This window comes from Roseiflexus sp. RS-1 (genome assembly GCF_000016665.1).
Taxonomy (GTDB): Bacteria; Chloroflexota; Chloroflexia; order Chloroflexales; family Roseiflexaceae; genus Roseiflexus.
Map to the genome: position 1 here is coordinate 2951364 of NC_009523.1, position 21288 is coordinate 2972651.

16 protein-coding genes are annotated in these 21288 nt (G+C 58.9%); 9 read left to right on the forward strand and 7 right to left on the reverse strand.

Annotated elements, in window-relative coordinates; translation table 11 throughout:
• The first annotated feature begins 10 nt into the window (after positions 1 to 10).
• From ROSERS_RS12335 to ROSERS_RS12345, 3 genes are all read left to right on the forward strand, one after another.
• The gene (locus ROSERS_RS12335; protein WP_011957110.1) at positions 11 to 1219 is read left to right on the forward strand and encodes a class I SAM-dependent methyltransferase; all 1209 of its coding nucleotides are present in this window, start codon (positions 11 to 13) and stop codon (positions 1217 to 1219) included.
• A gap of 188 nt (positions 1220 to 1407) precedes the next feature.
• Positions 1408 to 3840 carry a DUF1349 domain-containing protein gene (locus ROSERS_RS12340; protein ID WP_011957111.1) on the forward strand — a complete coding sequence of 811 codons (2433 nt, stop codon included), beginning with the start codon at positions 1408 to 1410 and terminating at the stop codon, positions 3838 to 3840.
• Positions 3841 to 3921: 81 nt separating this feature from the next.
• Positions 3922 to 4482, forward strand: coding sequence for a hypothetical protein (locus ROSERS_RS12345; protein ID WP_041333594.1), 561 nt, complete (start codon positions 3922 to 3924; stop codon positions 4480 to 4482).
• Here ROSERS_RS12345 and ROSERS_RS25030 read toward each other — a convergent pair.
• Positions 4400 to 5457 (reverse strand): IS5-like element ISRfsp3 family transposase gene (locus ROSERS_RS25030; protein WP_085979421.1). Its coding sequence is split into 2 segments (ribosomal slippage): positions 4400 to 4926 and positions 4926 to 5457, totalling 1059 coding nucleotides; the frame shifts between segments, so codons are not numbered across the junction. The genes ROSERS_RS12345 and ROSERS_RS25030 overlap by 83 nt on opposite strands.
• A 61-nt stretch (positions 5458 to 5518) precedes the next feature.
• Here ROSERS_RS25030 and ROSERS_RS12360 point away from each other — a divergent pair.
• Entirely contained in the window at positions 5519 to 6127 is a 609-nt protein-coding gene (locus tag ROSERS_RS12360) for a glycosyltransferase (RefSeq protein ID WP_049767513.1), read from the forward strand.
• Positions 6114 to 7334, forward strand: a complete 1221-nt coding sequence (locus ROSERS_RS12365) for a class I SAM-dependent methyltransferase (protein ID WP_011957112.1) — start codon at positions 6114 to 6116, stop codon at positions 7332 to 7334. The genes ROSERS_RS12360 and ROSERS_RS12365 overlap by 14 nt, the downstream gene beginning before the upstream one ends.
• Here ROSERS_RS12365 and ROSERS_RS12370 read toward each other — a convergent pair whose 3' ends face one another.
• Complete coding sequence (locus ROSERS_RS12370) at positions 7335 to 8666, reverse strand: putative glycoside hydrolase (RefSeq protein ID WP_232282595.1); 1332 nt, start codon at positions 8664 to 8666, stop codon at positions 7335 to 7337.
• A gap of 162 nt (positions 8667 to 8828) precedes the next feature.
• Between ROSERS_RS12370 and ROSERS_RS12375 the strand changes: the two genes are divergently transcribed.
• The 4 genes from ROSERS_RS12375 to ROSERS_RS12390 all read left to right on the forward strand — a co-directional run bounded on the left by ROSERS_RS12375 (position 8829) and on the right by ROSERS_RS12390 (position 14154).
• A complete protein-coding gene (locus ROSERS_RS12375; protein ID WP_232282596.1) occupies positions 8829 to 10784 on the forward strand; it encodes a choice-of-anchor Q domain-containing protein in 1956 nt (651 codons plus the stop codon).
• A 72-nt stretch (positions 10785 to 10856) separates the two neighbouring features.
• The gene (gene sppA, locus ROSERS_RS12380) at positions 10857 to 11885 is read left to right on the forward strand and encodes a signal peptide peptidase SppA (RefSeq protein WP_011957115.1); all 1029 of its coding nucleotides are present in this window, start codon (positions 10857 to 10859) and stop codon (positions 11883 to 11885) included.
• A gap of 14 nt (positions 11886 to 11899) precedes the next feature.
• Positions 11900 to 12841, forward strand: a complete 942-nt coding sequence (locus ROSERS_RS12385; protein WP_011957116.1) for an SDR family oxidoreductase — start codon at positions 11900 to 11902, stop codon at positions 12839 to 12841.
• 5 nt (positions 12842 to 12846) lie between these two features.
• Entirely contained in the window at positions 12847 to 14154 is a 1308-nt protein-coding gene (locus tag ROSERS_RS12390) for a nucleotide sugar dehydrogenase (RefSeq protein ID WP_011957117.1), read from the forward strand.
• Here ROSERS_RS12390 and ROSERS_RS12395 read toward each other — a convergent pair.
• The 5 genes from ROSERS_RS12395 to ROSERS_RS12415 all read right to left on the reverse strand — a co-directional run bounded on the left by ROSERS_RS12395 (position 14045) and on the right by ROSERS_RS12415 (position 21202).
• Positions 14045 to 16450, reverse strand: a complete 2406-nt coding sequence (locus tag ROSERS_RS12395; RefSeq protein WP_232282597.1) for an Eco57I restriction-modification methylase domain-containing protein — start codon at positions 16448 to 16450, stop codon at positions 14045 to 14047. The two genes, ROSERS_RS12390 and ROSERS_RS12395, sit on opposite strands and share 110 nt — an antisense overlap.
• A 32-nt stretch (positions 16451 to 16482) precedes the next feature.
• The gene (locus ROSERS_RS12400) at positions 16483 to 17232 is read right to left on the reverse strand and encodes a succinate dehydrogenase/fumarate reductase iron-sulfur subunit (RefSeq protein ID WP_011957119.1); all 750 of its coding nucleotides are present in this window, start codon (positions 17230 to 17232) and stop codon (positions 16483 to 16485) included.
• A gap of 90 nt (positions 17233 to 17322) precedes the next feature.
• Positions 17323 to 19293, reverse strand: a complete 1971-nt coding sequence (locus ROSERS_RS12405; RefSeq protein WP_011957120.1) for a fumarate reductase/succinate dehydrogenase flavoprotein subunit — start codon at positions 19291 to 19293, stop codon at positions 17323 to 17325.
• Positions 19294 to 19352: 59 nt separating this feature from the next.
• Positions 19353 to 20033 carry a succinate dehydrogenase cytochrome b subunit gene (locus ROSERS_RS12410; RefSeq protein WP_011957121.1) on the reverse strand — a complete coding sequence of 227 codons (681 nt, stop codon included), beginning with the start codon at positions 20031 to 20033 and terminating at the stop codon, positions 19353 to 19355.
• A 329-nt stretch (positions 20034 to 20362) separates the two neighbouring features.
• Positions 20363 to 21202 (reverse strand): arsenate reductase/protein-tyrosine-phosphatase family protein, encoded by an 840-nt coding sequence (locus ROSERS_RS12415; protein WP_011957122.1) that lies wholly within the window; start codon positions 21200 to 21202, stop codon positions 20363 to 20365.
• Between the last annotated feature and the right edge of the window lie 86 nt (positions 21203 to 21288).

Consider the following 21288-nt stretch of genomic DNA (forward strand, 5'->3'; position numbering starts at 1 on the left):
GAGGAACGCCATGTCTGCCATACCCTGTCCGAGTTGCGGCGCTGTCGGAATGGAGATCTTCTACGAACTGGAGCGTGTGCCGGTGCACAGCGTACTGCTGCTCCCCACCCGCGAGGAAGCCATCGCCTATCCGCGCGGCGATATTCGCCTCGGCTTTTGCCAGGCGTGCGGGTTCATCAGCAATACAGCCTTCGATCCGTCGCTCCACGAGTATTCCGAACGCTACGAAGAAACGCAGGGGTATTCGCCGACGTTCAATGCGTTTGCGCGCCGGCTGGCAGAGCATGTGATCGAACGCTACGACCTGCACGGGAAGGACATCATTGAAATCGGGTGTGGCAAAGGTGAGTTCATCACTCTGCTGTGCGACCTGGGCGAAAATCGTGGCATCGGCATCGACCCGGCGTATGTTGCGCAGCGCAGCCTGGCGCGCCCCAGCGAGCGTGTGACGTTCATCACCGATTTCTATTCCGAAAAATACGCCCATCTGCGTGCAGATTTCGTCGTCTGCAAGATGACCCTGGAGCACATCCATCAGACGGCTGCGTTTGTGGGGATGGTTCGACGCACGCTTGCCGATCAGCCCCACACAACGGTTTTCTTCCAGATTCCAGACACAACCCGCGTGCTGGAGGAGATCGGGTTCTGGGATATTTACTATGAGCATTGTTCCTACTTTACCCCTGGTTCGCTTGCGCGTCTCTTCCGGCAGTGCGGGTTTGATGTGATCGACCTGTGGCGCGACTACGGCGACCAGTATCTGATGATCGAGGCACAACCGGGCAGTGGCGCTGGGCGCACCTTCCCCGGTCTGGAGGATGACCTGGATCGCACAGCTGCGGGGGTTGCAACGCTGCGTCGTGAAGCGCCGCAGGTGCTGCACCGCTGGCGGTCGTACCTCAACGATCAGTACGCTGCCGGGCGACGGGTGGTGCTGTGGGGATCGGGATCGAAAGGGGTCGCGTTCCTCACCACGCTTGGCATCGAGCGTGAGATCACGTATACCGTGGACATCAATCCGCACAAGCATGGCATGTTCATGGCAGGAACCGGGCAGCAGATCGTCAGTCCGACATTTTTGCGCGAGTATCGACCAGATGTGGTTGTTGTGATGAATCCGATCTACCGCGACGAAATCCAGCGCGATCTGGCGCGTCTGGGCGTGTCAGCGGACGTGGTGACGGTGGAGATGTTCGCCAGCGCGGTTACCGGTGCGTAATGGTCTTTGAAAAAATAATCCGGTATAGCCCGCGCAGGCGGGCTTCGCCTCGCCTGGCCGAGGGCTTCAGCCCCACGGCTAGCGCGGTATACCGGATTTATTTCTCAATCTCCATAATGCTGCCGGTTGTCGGAGTATCGGACGTGGAACTACGCTGACGTCCGCGTCAGCGCATGAGGTGCACTACTATGCCGATCCGTTATCTGCTTGCAATCATCCTTGTGCTTCTGCCAGGAGCGCTGGCAGCTTCCGCCGATCCATCGTTGCGTATCGAGAACATCCAGGTCACGCTGAGCAATGGCAGCGCCACCGTCCGCTGGACAACCAACCACTTTGCCGGCGGCGCTGTTTTCTACGGTCCTGCCGATGGCGCCTGGACAGAAACGGCGCCTTCCAGCGGCGATGGGTTCGCCCATACCGCCGTGCTGCTCGACCTGGCGCCTGCCACAACCTACCGGTTCTGGATCACCGCCTACCGCGCCGACGGAACGAATGCCTTCTCCGCGCCGCAGGTCTTCACGACAGCGGCAGCAACTGCCACGCCAACACCGTCTATCGGCGCGCCCGCATCGGTGATAACACCGGCATCGGGTTCGCTCGTGTCCGACGACTTCAACCGCACCGGCGGTCTCGGCGCCTGGACGTTCGTCAACCCGCGCAACGACGCCAGTTATGCGTTCACCGGAACCGATATTCGGCTCATCGTTCCCGATGGTCCGCCGCATGATCCATGGAATGCTGGCAACACGGCGGTGCGCTTGCTGCAAACGACAGCAGACGTCGACTTCGATGTCATCGCAAAGTTTAACTCGCGGGTCAGCGGGCGTATTGCGATGCAGGGGTTGATTGCGCAGGCGGACGACAACAACTACGTGCGCTTCGATATTTCGAGCAACCGCACCAGCGCAGGGGTCGAGCAGGTGCAGCTGTTCGTCGGACGGATCACCAGCGGGAGCGGAACGCAGCTCAAATCCAGCTCGCTGACCAACCCCGGTCATCCGACCTGGTTGCGCATAACGCGTAGCGGCGCGAACTGGCAGTTTCACTACTCGTTCGACGGGACGAACTGGACGACATTCCACACCGAAGCCATTGCGCTGACAGTGACCAGCGTGGGCGTGTTCGCGGGGAATGCGGATCCAACCAACCGCTACGCGCAGCCGTTCACTGCCGCAATCGATTATTTCCACGTTGCAAGCGCCCCGCTCGCTGATGATCCGCTGTCGTTCACCGATGTCACCCCGCCGTTGCTCGCCATGCCGCCGCATACTGTCAGTGGAACCACATTTGCCGTGCGGGGTTTTACCGACGAACCGACGACGGCGCAGTTGACCTACGCCTCGCGTACCGCGTCGGGCGGGACGCTGAGCAGTCCGTTGAGTCAGTCGCACAGTTTCACCATACCCGGCTTGCAACCGGCGACGACCTACCATTATACCCTCACCGTCACCGATGTCGCCGGGAATCAACGGCGCGCAACCGGCGTGTTCCGCGTCCTGCCGACGGCGGTGGGGAGCAACCCGGTGATCGACGTATGGGGCGGCGATACTCAGACCTTCGGAGCGCGCGGCGCGCCGCAGCGCTGGATCAATGTGATGGGAATGGTGAGCGACAGTGATGGGTTCGACACCACATTCAGCAATTTCAACACACCGGCCTGGCCCCTGCGCTATCGCCTGAACGGGGGCGCTGATCGGTCATTGATGCCAGGACCAGGGTCCTATCCTGAATCGCAGCGGAACTGGCGCAGAGTGTATACTGCGGGGGAGTTCAATATCGAGATCGACCGGAACGAACTGACGCCGGGCGCGAATACCCTGGAGATCACGGCGGTCGATCGGCTTGGAAACACCAGTACCCGGACAGTAACGCTGAATTATGTGGCAGGAGCGACCTGGCCGCTTCCCTATGCCGTTGACTGGCAAACCACAGAGCAGGTCAGCGACGCAGCTCAGCCGGTCGATGGGTTGTGGGCGTTAGAAGCGGACAGCGTGCGCCCGGTGTGGACCGGCTACGACCGGTTGCTGGCAATCGGGGATGTCACGTGGCAGAACTACGAAGTGACTGTGCCGGTCACCATTCATGAGATCGATATGTACCGCGGACAGCGACCGAACAGCGGCGGACCGGGAGTCGGGCTGCTGTTGCGCTGGCAGGGGCACTGGGACGCGCCACCCGCTACGGAAACACAGCCGCGCTGGGTGTACTATCCAATGGGGGCGCTGGGGTGGTACCGCCTGGATCGCTTTCCGGACAGCAGTTCATCGCAGCGCATATTTCACCTGCACCTCGACACCGGCGCAACAACGGTATTTGCACGCGATCTGACCGCCATGCGGTTGACGATTGGCGAAACGTACATCTTCAAAATGCGGGTACAGACCGATACTGGCGGCGCTCACCGGTACTGGTTGAAGGTGTGGCCCGCAGGCGGAACGGAACCGGTCGGATGGACGGTGGCAGGAACGGCGCCAGCGGGCGATCAACCGCTGAGTCAGGGATCATTGCTGCTGGTGGCGCACCACGTAGACGCAAGTTTTGGCGACATCACCGTGCAACCATCGCTGGACACAGGCGAACTTCAGCAGCGTATCTGGCTTCCATTGGTCACGCGACCATGATCCGGTCTGGGGGTCACGTCAACAACGTCGCCCAACCCCGTGCCGCTATGTGAGGCGGAAAAGATGAGAGGAGGGCTTCCCGTGCTGACCCACATCACGCGCCGCACCGGATGCGGCACATCGCTGGATTACCTTCTGGGTATTCCGGAGTTCGCTGCGATGTTCAGCAAAATAGCGATGCCGCCCTGGAGATATGAGACCGGCTACAATCTGCGCGGTGAACTTGCTCTGCTCTGGGGGGTTTTGCAGGCAGCGACGCGCTACAAAGGTCTACTGCTGTTCACCGGTCGCGGGCGATTCAAACCGGAAGTGCTGGCAGTGTTCCTGCTGAGTTTTCTTCCATGTCGCTGGCGTCCAACCATCGTCTTCTGTGGCGAAGCATGGGAACCCAACTCTGGCTGGCGCGCCGTTGTCGACCGCATGATCGTGCGATTCGCTGATCGCGCAATCAGTCGCTACGCGCTGCTGTCGAGCGATGAACAACGCCTCTTTCCGATGATCTGGGGCATCGATCCGAACAAAGTTCGCTTTGTTCCATACATGTATACATTAGACTTCATCAAGATTCGTTTTGATTTTTGGACTGCTTTTTGCGTTTCAGCCAAATTCGGAAGTTATGCAGCCCGCAACATGTTTCCATGACCATATCCCGAAATTCGGAACAACTGAAGCGGATAATGTCGTGAATGATTCGATACCGCTTGATATCGCCGATAACATGTTCAATACGAACGCGAACGGATGAGATACGCCGGTTTTCCTCCTTTTCCTGCGGCGTGAGGGTTCCATTGCGCGGCTTCTTCTTTGGCTGCATAATCTGGACGCCAGGCAGGGTAAATCCTTGAAATCCGGCGTCTTGATAGAGAATGCTCGCGTTTGGAAGGGTGTATCCCGCTTCATCCGCAATACATTTATCGTGGACCCTTCCTTCGTAGGTGTCACTCAAAAAGTGAATAGAGCCAAACTCATCAATGATGAGAACGTTCTTAAGCGTATGTCGTTTCTTCTTACCGCTGTAATACAACTCCCGGTCGACTTTGTCGCTTGGACGGCGAATGGGACGTTCTACGCCGTCATGGATAAAAAGGGGGGCGCTTTTGTCGCATGCGACGGTTCTTCACACGACGGTTCTTCACACGACGGTTCTTCACACGACGGTTCTTCACACGACGGTTCTTCACACGACGGTTCTTCACACGACGGTTCTTCACACGACGGTTCTTCCTGCAATCGCCTCGCCAGGTCGTCGGCAGTGCGCGCAGGCAGGAGATTTTGCTGTGAAAGCGCATAGTTCAGCGCTCCGTGCAAAAGATGCACCCATTTGCTTACGTTTGATTGGCTCATTTGAAAGAGGTGTCCGTGCATCACTTGCGTTGGGTTTTGTTTTAAGTAGGTCAAAATAAAGAGCAATTTATCTTCTGTTGTCGGAAGCGGCGAGTTTGCATACGAGACGTAGCGACGACAATATCGGACGCGGCCATCAATCGTGCGACGTTTCATATACGCTTCAAATGCGGCGTGGAAGATCGGAACCAGCGCGTGGAACTCTTCAACGGTCAGTCCGGTCATAGAGCGTAATTTCTCCGGATTTTCGATAATGGATCGATACTTACACATCGTTTTTCTCCATTTTCAGATTGTACAAAAATAGTATATCACTAAATCTTGATGATGTCTATTGACGGAAGAAGAACGTGCAAAACCGGTCGAACGAGGAACATACATCTTTGCTGGCGGCAACTCATTTCGTGATTACGGACCGCTGGTTGAGGCAGCACGCGCACTGCCTGAATATCAGTTTGTTTGCGCAACGCGCAAACTTGACGGATACCCGAATCTTCCATCAAATGTGCGTGCCGGGCAGGTGCCGACGAACGTATTTTCAGAGTTGCTGCGTGGTGCGAGTGTTGTGGTTGTGCCGCTGCGCATGGGAACAAAGCGCGCAAGCGGGCAGCAAACCTATCTGAACGCAATGGCGCTTGGGAAACTGGTAATTGTCAATGATGCTTTTGGTGTTCGTGACTATGTTCGTCACCGCGAGAACGGATTGATCGTCACCGGTTCACCCGACAGTTACGTCGAGGCGTTGCGCTGGGCGTTCGATCCGGCGAATGCATCAGAGGTCGAACGAATGATTGCACAGGCGCGCGAGGACGCCCTCCAGCGTTTCAACCCGACGCAGCACGCGCGTATGCTGGTGGCGATGATGCAGGACGCGCTTGCTGGCGAAACACCATGCTCTTCGTCGCCATACCGTGTGAATGAGGTCAACAGTGACACATCCTGATCCTGCTTCCTTCTGGCAACGACCGGCAGACGAGACGCTGTCGTGTCCAATCTGTGGATCCCGCAGCCTCACAATGTTCATGGACGTGCCGCAGATGCCGATCTACTGCAACGTGCTGTGGGAGTCGCGCGAGGCAGCATTGCAGGCGCCGCGCGGCGACCTGATGCTGGGGTACTGCCCGCAATGCAGTCATATCTCCAACTATGCGTTCGATCCATCCAATATGGACTATTCGCAGCAGTACGAAAATTCACTCCACTTTTCAGGGCGCTTTCAGCAATATGCAACCGATCTGGCGGAGCGCTTGATCGAACGTTATGATCTGCGCGGAAAGGATATTCTTGAGATCGGATGCGGCAAGGGCGATTTTCTGCGCCAGATCTGTCGTGCGGGCGGCAATCGCGGGATCGGTTTCGATAAGAGTTATGTCCCTGACCCGGAGCGTGACGCTGCGGAACCAGATGTGCGTTTCGTCGTTGATTTTTTCAGCCAGGCGTATGCCCACGAACCGGCAGATCTGATCGTGTGCCGCCACGTTCTTGAACATATCGACCATCCACGTGCGTTTCTCGCAGAGATTCGGCGCGCGATCGGACCTGATCGCAGTCCGGTGGTATATGTTGAGGTTCCAAATGTGCTCTGGACACTGCGCGATCTGGGGATCTGGGACATCATCTATGAGCACTGTTCGTACTTCAGCCCGGCATCGCTGACGTATCTGTTCGAAGTGTCCGGTTTTCACATTCTCGATGTGCGTGAGGAGTTTGGCGGTCAGTTTCTGGCTATCGAGGCGCAACCGGCATCTGGGGAAGTGTTGCCATCGGCGCGCACCCGGCTGGACTTCGAGCAGATGGCGCGCGATGTGCAGACGTTTGGCGAGCGGTATCGCGCAAAGGTGCACGAATGGCGCACCCGATTGAGCGACCTTGTGCAACGTAAGGCGCGCACAGTGGTGTGGGGCGCCGGCTCAAAAGGCGTCACATTCCTGAACATTTTCCGCGATCTTCAGGCGGTAACGCTGGTTGTCGATGTGAACCCGCGCAAGCAGGGCAAATTCGTCGCTGGCAGCGGGCAACAGATCGTTGCGCCGGATCTTCTGCGCGACTATCAACCAGATGTCGTTCTGGTGATGAATGCTCTCTACCTGAACGAAATCTGCGACATGCTCGCGGCGCTGAGTGTCACGGCGACCGTCGAGAGCGTGTAGTTATTCTGTGAGGGTTTCGCCGTTGAGAACGATCCGGGCGGTTTTCGTGTCTGGATATGCAACCACGTAGCCGCGGGCGAAATCGCGTCGCCAGGCGCCGTCGTTCTGCCGGTAGCGCGGACCTTCAGGCGCACCCAGGTCGATATCGAGTAACGGATAGTGCGGGTAGATCGCGTAATCGCCCTTTTCAGCATAGCGAAAGAAGGCGTGGCGCCCATCAGCGATCAGCAGGTAAGACGCCAGGGCGAACGGGAGAAGCGCCTGATCGCGCGCCTGAACGACCGCCAGATATCCCTTGCCCTGCCGGAGCGTCTCTTCCGCCTGCGTCAACCCTCGCTCCCACTGATCCGGCGGTACGTTGTTCCGCCACCCGGTAGCGAACGCTTCCACCATCACTCCATCCAGGTGGGAGAGATAGTCGTTCCAACCCTGGCTGGGGGAAGAGTCGACGATCAGGTTTGCCCACACGGGCCACGTCGGGCGTAGCGCGTCCGACAGGTCGCGTAACAACCCGATCCACGCCGCGCGGTAGGCGTCATCGGTCTCGAACTCGCGCACCACGCCGTCGCTGTTGCTGACCTGTGCGCGCAACTTCCACAGACTCAACGCCACATTGTCCAGGAAGACGCCATCGTACCCCAGCGCCGGTTCCTGGGCATCACCGTTGAGCGCCTGCCGCAAACGCGCAATCAGAAAAGCGCGCCACCCCGGACTGGCGGGGTTCATATGGTAAAAATAGCCGGTATGACCGGGCCAGTTCGTGTAGAGACGCTCCCCCCTGGCATTGTGCAGGAACCAATCGTCATTGGGGTGGATCAGCGCACAGAACTCGCCGACACGAAACGCCGCCTGATTCCGCCAGGGACGGTGCTGCGCATTGCAGGGCGCATCGGCGCGTACCGCATCGACGGGGCCGCTGACTTCGGCGGCAAGCATATACTGCAAGATGATGCCAGAATAACCGGCGTCACGCACTGCGTCGCGGAACGGCTCATCAGTACGGGTGAGAATGATGAGATCAGCGCGTGCAGCAAGGTCCTGCGCCGTTGTTCCATCACGTGGCGGTTTGTAGAAGTATGCTTCCTGGACACGCACCGGTGCCGCAGGGACGGAGTCGGTGGAATCAGCGGAAGCCGCTGTGCACGATGACAGTATCAGGGCAGTAATCAGCCCGATCAGGATCAGGCTGAGAGGCAGGCGCTGTGTTGTTGGTGAATGTATCACAAGGTCATGGTACCACACTTCGCCGCAGTATGCCACTGGCGGCAATATAGATAGATTGCTGGCATCGGTCGTAGCACGCATCGGGCGGTTGGTACTATTGATCGGCACACGTCGTCAATTTACAGTAAAAAACGATGGAAAGCGCCAAGGTGCGCCAGACATTCCGCTTTCGGAGGGATGGCGTCACCTTGCCCGTTCTGGCGCCCACGATGCTCCAAATCGACAGATGTAGCCCAGAGGTAATGCATGCATCCACGCAGATGGTTTCGGATGGCTCTTGCCATAGTGGTGATGATTATGGGAGTGTCTATCGTCGTCACAGCGTCGTACCGTTCCTCGCCAGCGTATGCTGGCGCTTCCGGTGCGCCGCCTGCATCGTGTTCTGCGCCGATCGCTCCGGTGACGCTCGTCAATCCCGCCGTTCTCACCACCTGTACCCAGGCAGCGCTCCAGGCGGCGCTGACAAATGGCGGGCACATCACCTTTGATTGCGGACCCAACCCGGTCACGATTCCAATCACATCGCCGCTGGTCACGTCCGCCACCCGCGATATTGTGATCGATGGGAAAGGGTTGATCACCCTCGATGGCGGCGGCGTTACCCGTATTCTGGAAAAACCATTTACTCCCGGCTCGCATATCGACAAAACCTCCGGCAATGACCTGGTGATCCAGAACATGCGCTTCATCAATGGGCGCGCACCGGCTGCCACGAGGACCCAGGACGACAAAGCGCGCGGTGGAGCAATCTGGGTGACGAGTCCGGGGACGCGCCTGCACATCATCAATTCGGTCTTCGAGAATAATCGCACCACCAGCATCACTGATGAAGACAATCAAGGCGGGGCGATCTATGCTGGCAATATCTACGAAACGATTATTGTCGGTTCGGTCTTTATCAATAACGAAGCGGGCAATGGCGGTGCGTTCGGCGGTATTGCCACGGGATTGCAGGTGTTCAACTCGCGCTTCGGCAACAACCGCGCCTCCGACTCGACGCCGGGCGGCATTGTGCGCGGGCATGGCGGCGCCCTGCACCTCGATGGCGTCAGCAACGATTTCAACCCGATCACCAGCAATACCGTCGATATCTGCGGCAGCATCTTTGAGGACAACAGCGCCACACGCGGCGGCGGCGCCATCAAGGTGACGATCTCTGACAATCTCAATACCAAAGCCACCTATGCGCGCTCGACATTCACCGGGAATCGGGTGCTCGATGCACCGCCAGCCGAAGGGCACGGCGGCGCTATCTATCATATCGAAGACGATTGGGCAGGCGGAAGCAACGAAGATAACATCGAGATCCGCGAGTCGACCTTCAACGGCAACTATGCGCCAAAACAGGGGGGTGGCGTCTGGATGACGCTCAATGGGCGCGGACGGGTGATCAACTCGACCTTCTTCAGCAATCGTGCAGCGACCGCCGGAACAAATATCGTCGGTCAGGGCGGCGGGTTGATCATCAGTCGGGGAACGATTGACATCAGTCACGTCACATTTGCAAAGAACTTTGCAACCTTTCAGGGCGGAGCGGTCTTTGCCAGCAACCAGGCATCAGTGACCCTGATCGGTTCGATCTTCTACGACAACCGTCTCGATCCGACCCACACCAACCCGGTGACTACCGAGTATCAGGGGTACCATACGAACCGACCGCTGACCAACGGCGGCGGCAACATTCAATTCCCACGCACGAAGGCGCCCGATTTCAACAACGATATCAATAACCTGATCACGTCACCCGCGTCCGCCATTCTCTTTCAGGACCCGCAACTCGCGCCGCTGGCAAACAACGGCGGTCCCACACCGACAATGGCGATTGCCGCATCGAGTCCGGCGGTCAACCACGCCGCAGCGGCAACCTGTCCCTCAATCGATCAGCGCGGCGTCAGCAGGCCGCAGGGGAGTGGGTGCGATGCAGGCGCGTATGAACTCGTGCTCGCGCTCTCCCTTCTTCCGCCGTTTGTGGGTGTGGGTGAAGCCGGAACGGTATTGACCGTCTACGGCGCAGATTTCAACGCGAGCAGCAAGATCGTGATCGACGGCGTCGAGCGTCCAACGACGTTCGTGAGCGCGATGGAGTTGCGCACCGTATTGACTGCTGCCGATGTGGCGACCGTCACCAATCGGGAAGTGCAGGTCAATACGTCGACACTGCCGCCGGTGATCCTGCGTGTCATCGAACAGGTGTATCGTGTGTATCTGCCGCTCACCCGTCGCTAGCGACGGCAATGTGGTATCATACGCTCTGTTGCCAGCGCTCTGGAACATGTCTGGAGTTGCAAGGAGAGGCGTATGAGTGAAATGACACTTCCACCCACACCGGTTCGACCACGCAAGGATCGGACGTGGGTGATTATTGTATCCATCGTGTTGGGTATCATTCTGGCATGCGCCATTCTGCCGCTGGGCGGGATGGCGCTTCTGCTGATGTTTGACGGTGGAAGTTCGGCAGCGACGGTTCCGGGCAGCAGATGGCAGGAAGAAGTCATTTCCGGTCGCGGGACGGATCGGATTGTTGTGATTACTGTCAGTGGGGCCATTGGCGCGGATGTGGATGGTCTCTTCAGTACAGGTCTGAGCCACGAGCAGTTGCTGTCGCAGATCCGCACCGCCGCCAACGACTCGCGGGTGAAAGCAGTCGTGCTGCGCGTTGACAGTCCTGGCGGTAGTGTCGTTGCCAGCAATGAGTTGTACGTCGAACTCAAGAAACTGCGCGACAGGGGCAAGCATCTGGTCATTTCGATGGGAACGGTCGCTGCCAGCGGCGGCTACTACATTTCGATGGCAGGCGAGCGCATTTACGCCAATCCTGATACCCTGACCGGCAGCCTCGGTGTCATCGTGTCGCTGCTGAATTATGATGAGGCGTTCGAGCGACTGGGCTTGCGCGAATACGTCTACAAGAGCGGCGACCTGAAGGATATCGGGTCGCCGCTGCGCCCGCCGACATCAGAAGAAGAAGCGGTCTGGAATGCGCTGGTTAATGAGGCGTACCAGGGGTTTGTCGATGTGATCGTCGAAGGACGCGGCATGGAGCGCACTGAGGTGATCCGCCTCGCCGATGGGCGGATCTATACCGGACGTCAGGCGAAGGCGCTCGGTCTGATCGACGAACTGGGCAATCTGGAGGATGCCATTGAGGGGGCAAAGAACCTGGCTGGCTTGAGTGATGCGCTGGTGGTGCGGTACCGCGCGTTCAATACGCTGCGCGATCTGTTGCAGGCGAATCTGGAACGCAATCTGCAGCCTGTCGATCCGCTCGGGTTGCGTGCCGTTGTGCAACCGCAAGCGCCGCGTCTGGAGTATCGTTTCGTTCCCTGATACGAGGACAATCTATGGCTCATGTATTGGTGACCGGCGGCGCCGGGTTTATCGGATCGCACCTGGTTGAGGCGCTGCTCCGCCGCGGCGAGAGGGTGCGTGTGTTCGATAATTTTTCGACCGGGCGGCACGAAAATGTGAAGCATCTGCATGACGACATAGAACTTATCGAGGGTGACCTGCGCGATTTCGATGCTGTCCGGCGCGCCGTCGCCGGCGTCGAAGTCGTCTTTCATCAGGCGGCGCTGGCATCAGTGCAACGTTCAGTTGACGACCCGATGACGACCAATGCAGTCAACGTGACCGGGACGCTCCACGTGCTGATGGCGGCGCGCGATGCCGGTGTGCGGCGGGTGGTCTTCGCTTCGTCATCGTCGGTCTACGGGGATACGCCGACGCTGCCCAAGGTCGAAACGCAGGCGCCGCAACCGCTTTCTCCCTATGCAGTGTCGAAACTGGCAGGTGAACAGTACTGCATGGCGTTCAGCGTCGTGTATGGTCTGCCATCCATTGCGCTGCGCTACTTCAACGTCTTTGGTCCGCGACAGGACCCGCACTCCGAATATGCCGCCGTTATCCCGCGTTTCATTGATCGCATGGTACGCGGGTTGCCGCCGATCATCTATGGCGATGGATTGCAGTCGCGCGATTTTACCTATATCGAGAACGTGGTCGATGCAAACCTGGCAGCGGCAGATGCACCCGCCAGTTGTTCAACAGTGTTCAACGTCGGCGCTGGCGAACGCACCTCGCTGCTCGACCTTGCAGCGCAGATCAACCATGTGCTGGGGAGTCGTCTGACGCCGGATCATCATCCGCCGCGAGCGGGTGATGTGCGCCATTCGCTGGCAAGCATCGAGGCGATCAGTCAAACCCTGGGCTATGCGCCGCGCATCACGCTGGCTGAAGGACTGGCGCGCACGATTGAGTGGTTCCGTTCCAGGTATCAAGGATAAAAACAATGACCGCATTATCGTCTAAAGACCGGCTATTACAGCGCATTGCGGATCGCTCTGCGCATGTCGGCATCGTTGGCATCGGGTATGTCGGTCTGCCGCTGGCTGCGGTGTTCGGCGCCGCCGGGTTGCGCGTGACGGGTCTTGATGCCAGCGCCGAACGGGTGGCTGCGATCAACGCCGGTCGCAGTTATATCGACGATGTGCCGACCGATGTAGTGGCGCAACTGCGCACCGATGGACTGCTCGATGCCACAACTGACTTCGATGTGCTTTCAGACCTGGATGCGATCAGCATCTGTGTGCCGACTCCGCTGCGCAAAACACGCGATCCCGACATCTCAGCGATCATGGCGGTCACCGAGCAGATTGCGCACCGGTTGCGCCCCGGTCAACTGATCGTCCTGGAAAGCACCACCTACCCCGGCACCACCCGTGAGGTGATCCTGCCACGCCTCGAAGCCAGCGGCCTGACGGTCGGAGTAGATTATTTCCTGGCTTTTTCGCCTGAACGGGTCGATCCCGGTCGTACCGACTGGACGACGCGGAATACGCCGAAGGTCATGGGCGGAGTAACCCCTGCCTGCCTGGAAACGGCGCGCGCGCTGTACGAAACGGCGATCGAAGAGGTGGTGCCGGTAAGCAGCCCGGAAGTGGCGGAGATGGTCAAGTTGCTCGAAAACACCTTCCGCGCCGTCAACATCGGTCTGGTGAACGAAGTGCTGCTCATGTGCGACAAACTCGGGCTGGATGTGTGGGAGGTGATCGATGCCGCAGCGACCAAGCCGTTCGGGTTTATGAAGTTTACGCCGGGACCTGGACTGGGCGGGCATTGTATTCCGATCGATCCGCTCTACCTGTCGTGGAAACTGAAAATGCTGAACTACACCGCGCGGTTTATCGATCTGGCAAGCGAGGTCAATACCGAGATGCCGCGCTATTGGGTGCAAAAGGTGCAGGATGCGCTGAACGACGCCGGTCGCGCGGTGAAAGGCAGTCGGGTGCTGGCGCTGGGCGTCGCCTACAAGCGCGATGTCGATGATGTGCGCGAGTCTCCGGCGCTCGACATCATTCACCTGCTCCACGAAAAGGGTGCGCTGGTGACCTACCACGATCCGCATGTGCCGGAGGTGCAGGTCGAAGGGTTACGGTTACAGTGCGAACCAGACCTGGATGATGCGCTGGAGCGGGCGGACTGTGTCATTATTGTGACGGATCACTCGGCATACGACTGGCAACGGGTGGCGCGCCTTGCGCGGCGTGTCGTTGATACGCGCGGTGCGCTGCGTCATCTGACGCATGATCGGCGGTGAGACGCTCGCTCCGTCCCAACCGATACTTCAGGTCGTAACTCAGCACGAAGTCGAGTTCTTCGTCGTCGAAGCCATAATGGTGCGCCAGAAGGCGATCAATGGCGGCAACGACCGCGCGCGCGCGCCGCGCGTCGATGGTCGTTTCGCTGGTCTGGATTCGTGCGCCGCGGCGCGCGCGCGTCGTGGCGCCCTCGCGGTACAACGTCAGCAGGTGCGCCACCAGGCTGGCGAATGGCGCCGGATCAACCTCTTCCAGCCGAAACACCGGAAACTCCAGGACATCCCGCGCAACAACATCCATACAGTTCGAAAATGCAATCCAGTACCAGTAGAAGAGATGACTGTTGAGCAGCGCCAGCATCACCGGTGCAATGCGTGCTTCGATCCGCAACGGTTTGTAGTGCGACGAGAGTTTTTCCGGCAGCGCCTTACGCCAGTAACGACCGCCAGAGTGATAGTAGATCGTTGCTCCGTCAGGTTTGACGTAGTCGCGGACACGGCGTCCATGCGCCAGCATGCGCTGCAACAACCGAACTTCTAACGCCGAACCGAGTTTGGGCAGCATGCCATTCAGTCCCTCAAAAAGGGGCAGTGGCGTGTAGCCGAGCGTGTCAAATACATGCGGACGCTCACAGGCGCGAAACCGCCGGTATCCACTCACGTAGCGTTCGCCTGGCGCTGGCGTCTTCTGGATGATGGTAATCGTCAGATTCATGTCAACGTTCGGGAAGAGTTTCCCTGGTCGCACCGCATAGTGGCTGTGCCACTGACGCAATGGCGCATACAGGCGTTGCAACGGCTTCATGCTGTCGGTTGCAACCGAGGCGACCGGCACGATCATGCCGAGCCATCCGTGGGGACGCAGCAGGTGCAATGCACGCTCGATCACCAGTGCGTACAGGTTGCCAGTCACTGCTGTCTGATATTCGCGCAACGCCGGATCGGAGAGCAACCCGCTGCGCACGACATACGGCGGGTTGCCGATGACGACATCGAAACCGCCACGCTCCAGAACGCCTGGAAACGCCGTACTCCAGTGCAGCGATCGTTGGTGATAATTTGTATCAATAGACGCTGCGTTGTCTGACCGGTGAAGCGTACCGGTCAGCGCATCGCCGGTATGGATGTTGAACCGCAGGTCGCGCAGAGGATCAGGATCATCGACAAGCGCGGCAAGACGCAGCCAGAGGCTCATACGGCAGATCTCCGCCGCTTCCGGCATCACATCGACCCCGTACAGGGTGCGTTCAATGATTGCGCGCAGTCGCTGCCCGACAGGAACAGAGACGACGCTTCCGGCTGTGTGACGTTCGACAACGATGCGCATCAAATGTGCCAGCAGATCGAACGCTGCGCAGAGAAACGCCCCTGAGCCGCAGGTTGGGTCGAGCACTGTCAGACTCGTCAACGCTGTATCGAGTTCATTCAGGCGAGAGGTTTCCCATTCAGCGCACAGATCGCCCATCAGACGGATCAGGTCGAGGTTATGCGTCACGATCTGCGGCGGATCGATGATGCCGGAACGGAGCGCCGCCACGGTTTCGTGCAGGCGGTTGCGCCGGATGATGACATCGCGCCAGGTTTCACCGGGCAACGCATACTCGTCCGGTGCAGCGACGTCCCACAGGGTGCGCCGGGCAACATCCGAGAGACCGGCTGTGACGGCGGGGGGCAGAGTCCGTTCGATGCCGTGTTGAGCAGCAGCGGGGAGATAGCGTGTCGGGTCGCGGCGGATGAGGTCGGTTACAATCCGTTCCGCCTCCGGCGCGAGCGCTTCCAGCAGACGCGGGACAATCGTGCAGGTCGCAATGTATGTGGTGACATCGTTGCCTGTGTAGTAGATGCCACGCCGCTTACGCTCGACATAACGTTCAAAAACATGCCCGATCAGCGCTGGCGTGAGTCCGGCAGCAGAAACCTTATCGCTATGCCATGGCAACGCGTCGAGGATCGTCATTGCCCGACGCAGGGCAGCATTGTCCAGACGGGGGTGGCAGTGCTGTTCGATAATGCTCTCCGGCATCTGCGCAAGGAGTGTATCAGTATTGAAGGTTGCATTGGCTTCCACAAACGGGAATGGCGCATCATTGTGGCGACGTTTCCAGGCGCGGGAGAACGACAGGAACATCAACCGCGCCAGGGTGAGCGCAGCACTCCGGCGTCGCTCATCATCCGATGAAGCATCCACTCCTGCCGCGATCGCATTGCAGGCATCGAACAGGCGCTCAACGATCCCGGATGGAAGGAGTTGCCGATCATGAGGATGCATCGTGCAGAAAAAAGGGAGAGGCGCCAAGTGGCAAACGCCTCTCCCCCTGATAGACAGATCTAATTCACCCCTTTGATCTTCGCCACCAGCAGATCGCGGTTCATGCGTGCAATGACATCGAGCGGAATTTCCTTCGGGCAGGCAGCGGCGCACTCGCCAATGTTGGTGCATCCGCCGAACCCTTCCCGGTCCATCTGCTCGACCATGCGCACAACACGGGTATAGCGTTCAGGTTGACCCTGCGGCAGCAGACCGAGATGGGTGATCTTTGCAGCGGTGAAGAGCATTGCCGAAGCATTCGGACAGGCTGCCACACACGCACCGCACCCGATGCACGCGGCTGCATCCATCGCCGCGTCTGCATTCTGCTTGGGCACCAGAACCGTATTCGCGTCCTGCGCCACACCGGTGTTTGCGGAAATGAAGCCGCCAGCCTGAATGATACGGTCGAACGCCGAGCGATCCACGATCAGGTCTTTCATCACCGGAAAGGCGCGCGCCCGCCACGGTTCGATCGTGATCACATCGCCGTCTTTGAAGTGGCGCATATGCAACTGACAGGCGGTTGTGCCCCGATGACCGCCGTGGGGATAGCCGTTGATAACCATGCCGCACGACCCGCAGATCCCTTCGCGGCAGTCGTGCTCGAAGGCGATTGGTTCCTCACCCTTCAAGATCAGTTCCTGGTTCACCACGTCGAGCATCTCCAGGAACGACATGTCGGGAATGATATTCTTCGCCTGGTAGGTCACGAATCGTCCTTCTGATTGGGCGTTCTTCTGCCGCCAGACGTGGAGTGTGAGGTTCATAGCGTTCTCTCTATTTCCAGGGCGTTTCGGCGCGAAGAGGCGCACCACTTTTCGCAGCGCAGCACACACTCCCCGCGCTCACGCCAGTGCTTACTTGTAACTGCGAACAGCCGGCTTGACATATTCGAAGTGCAACGGTTCCCTGTGCAGCACCGGTTTCGTGCCCAGACCGGTGAATTCCCAGGCTGCCACATACGCAAAGTTCTCGTCATCGCGCTCCGCTTCGCCATCCTCCGTCTGATGCTCTTCACGGAAGTGACCGCCGCACGACTCATCGCGATGGAGCGCATCGATGCACATCAGTTCAGCAAGTTCCATAAAGTCGGCCACACGCCCGGCTTTTTCCAGTTCCTGGTTGATATCGTTCCCCTCGCCGGGCACCTTCACCTCGCGCCAGAAGCGTTCGCGCAGTTCTGGAATGACTTCCAGCGCATGCTTCAGTCCCGCTTCATTGCGCGCCATGCCGCAGTAGTCCCACATGATCTTGCCGAGTTCGCGGTGGAACATATCGACCGTGCGCGTGCCTTTGGTGTTGAGCAGGCGGTTGGTGCGCTCGGTGACTTCCGCTTCTGTTTCACGGAAAGCGATGTGCGTTGTGTCAACCTTCGTAAATTTTGTGGAAGCCAGATAATCGGCGATCGTATACGGCAGAATAAAATACCCATCTGCCAGCCCCTGCATCAGCGCCGAAGCGCCCAATCGGTTGGCGCCGTGATCGGAGAAATTCGCCTCGCCGATGACGAACAGACCGGGAATGGTGCTCATCAGGTTGTAATCGACCCACAACCCGCCCATGGTGTAGTGCACCGCCGGGTAGATGCGCATAGGAGTCTCATACGGGTTCTCGCCCGTGATCCGTTCGTACATTTCGAACAGGTTGCCGTAGCGTTCTTCGATCACCTTTCTGCCGAGACGCTTGATCGCATCGGAGAAGTCAAGATAGACGCCAAGCCCGCCGGGACCGACGCCGCGTCCCTCGTCGCAGACCTGCTTCGCAGCGCGTGATGAAATATCGCGTGGCACCAGGTTGCCATAACTGGGATACTTGCGCTCCAGGTAGTAGTCGCGCTCGTCTTCTGGGATTGAACTCGGCGGACGCTTATCACCTGGCGTCTTCGGCACCCACACCCGCCCATCGTTGCGCAGCGACTCCGACATGAGGGTCAATTTGCTCTGATGGTCGCCGCTGACCGGGATACAGGTCGGATGGATCTGGGTGAAGCAGGGATTGCCGAAAAAAGCGCCGCGCCGATGGGCGCGCCAGATTGCCGTGGCATTGCATGCTTTGGCGTTGGTCGAAAGGTAAAAGACATTCGAGTACCCGCCGGTTGCCAGCACCACCGCGTCGGCGACGTGCGACTCGATCTTACCCGTCACCATATCGCGGGTCACAATGCCGCGCGCCCGCCCATCGATAACCACCAGGTCGAGCATTTCGGTGCGCGAGAACATCTTGACCTGCCCCAGACCGATCTGGCGACTGAGCGCCTGGTATGCGCCGAGCAGCAGTTGCTGCCCCGTCTGCCCGCGGGCGTAGAAGGTGCGCGCTACCTGTGCGCCGCCGAAGGAACGATTATCGAGATACCCGGAGTACTCGCGGGCGAACGGCACACCCTGCGCGACGCACTGGTCGATAATCGCCATGCTCACTTCCGCCAGGCGATAGACATTCGCCTCACGCGCGCGAAAGTCGCCGCCTTTGACGGTATCGTAGAACAGGCGGAAAACGCTATCGCCGTCGTTGCGGTAGTTCTTGGCGGCGTTGATGCCGCCCTGCGCAGCGATGCTGTGCGCGCGACGCGGGCTATCGTGGTACGTGTAGCACTTCACATTGTACCCGGCTTCTGCCAGCGTCGCCGCCGCCGAGGCGCCCGCCAGACCAGACCCGACGACAATAATGGTATAGCGTCGCCGATTGGTCGGGCTGACAAGTTTCATCTCGAATTTATGCCGCTCCCATTTGCGCTCAATGGGACCTTCGGGTATTTTTGAGTTGAGTTTTGGATCGAGATATTCCGTTGCAGGCCGGACCGTTGTCGGTCTGGTATCGGTGGTAGTCATAAGTTTTCCCTTTTCTAGTGTGCTTCAACCGTGAGAAGGCGCTGCACCTCTTTTCCTCATTAGCGCACTATGCCGGTGATCACTGCGATCGGCACCGTCGAAAAGCCGAGGAACAACAGAATGCCGGAGAGGGTCGCCAGTCCGCGCCAGAACCCATCAGTGCGGGGCCCGTTCAATCCAAGAGTCTGGAACATGCTCCAGACGCCATGGTACAGATGCATCCCAAGTGCGCCGACGGCGGCGATATAGATCACGACATTGATCGGGTTCGAGAATCCGGCGACGACATTCTGATAGGCGGTTTCGTGCCCGCCGAAGTTGGGAATGCCCAGCCCGAACGTAAAATGCGCCAGATGGTACACAATGAAGAGAAAGATCGCCAGACCGCCCCAGCGCAGGGTCAGCGAGGCGAACGTCGCCTGTTTGCGTCGTGTTTCGCGGTAGCCCCTGGGACGACTCGCCCAGTCGAGCCGCGTCAACTGAATAGCGGCGACGACGTGCAGGATCACCGATGCCAGCAGGATGATGCGCAGGATCCAGAGCAAACCCCGCTCCGGCACCAGCGGATACCCGACAGTGCGCAGGAAGTGAGCATACTCGTTAAACCCTTCGGCGCCTTCGAAAATCTTGAGATTGCCGATCATGTGCAGGATGACGAAACCATAACCGATGAAACCGGTGATCGCCATCACTGCTTTTTTGCCGATCGTTGTACGGTACAGTGTCAATGCTGCTGCCATATCTCGTCCTTCTAGCAAACTCTGATACCTGATACGATCAAAGGGCACATTTCGGATCTTGCCAGCGCAAGATCGGTTGTTAATGAAGAAACAGGCGGGAAGGATTCAGGGATCCGCCAGACGCAGCAACAATGGCGGGTGACGACCAAGGAGCCAGAATTGCACGGTCATAGACACTCTCGCTCTCGCTGCATCAGGTCGAGTCGGGGTATCCAAACCCAGGCGTCGGGAAGAGTATCTCGATAATCTCTGGGAAGAGTTTCACGAACTCCCTTGCATTATAGCGCAAGGAGTAACGATTGTCGAACAACGTGTGAAGGATCGGTTGATCACGCCAGGGTCGACCACGCGCCGAGACGCGCTGACAGACTGCCGACATCCTCTGACGTGATAGGTTGTTCGAGCCGTGCGATGGCATCGCGCAGAGCTGCCAGATGCGCCGTGCCCGGCACAGGCGGCGTCAGCGCGAGCGCGGCGCGCAACAGCGCCCCGTATGCGGCGACCAGATCGGATGCTCCGGCTTGACGCGCCTGAGCGAGCGCAATCGTGATCTCAATCTGTTCGCGCGCCGCGCTCCACTCGACAATACCGGGAATGCGCGTCATCAGATCGAGGAGTTGGGCCGTGCGTTCAGCCGCCGCGCGCCGTTCTTCCGCCACAACCGGCAACGGTGCAGGAGGTTTGCTGTCTGGCGGGGCAGTCAGGACTTGCGGGAGAAAGGCAATGATACGCGGAAGCGCCTGCTGGAGCAGACGTTCGATCTCCTGCGCGTAGATCAACCAGGGACCGATCTGCATCTTGAATGGATCGGGAATATCCCGGTCACGTCCGGCGAGTTCGCCCAGGGTATGGATGCGCGCTTCAGCCTGTGGAAAACGCAGACGTGCAACCCGAGCAGTTCCGCGATCAACTGCCAGCAGCAACGATGCGGCGTCAACCAGGTCGGCGCTCAGACTGCGCGCGCGGTGGGCGCTGAGGTCGAGCGACAGGTGTTCGGCAACCGCGAGTGCGTCGGGACTCGCCGGATCGTCATCGTGCCCCAGCACCCCCGCCGACTCAACGCGCACATCGATAGTGCGTTGCAGCAGCATGCGTCGAAGGAGCGCGGCGGTCAGTGGTGCGCGCCCTGTATCGGCAGCGCCGACAATCATAATCAGAGGTGTGTTCATTGCAATAACGACAGTAGCTCGTGGAACGCCAGCATAATGATCGAATTGTCATCATTGTGGAAACAGATTGGATATATGTCAAGGGT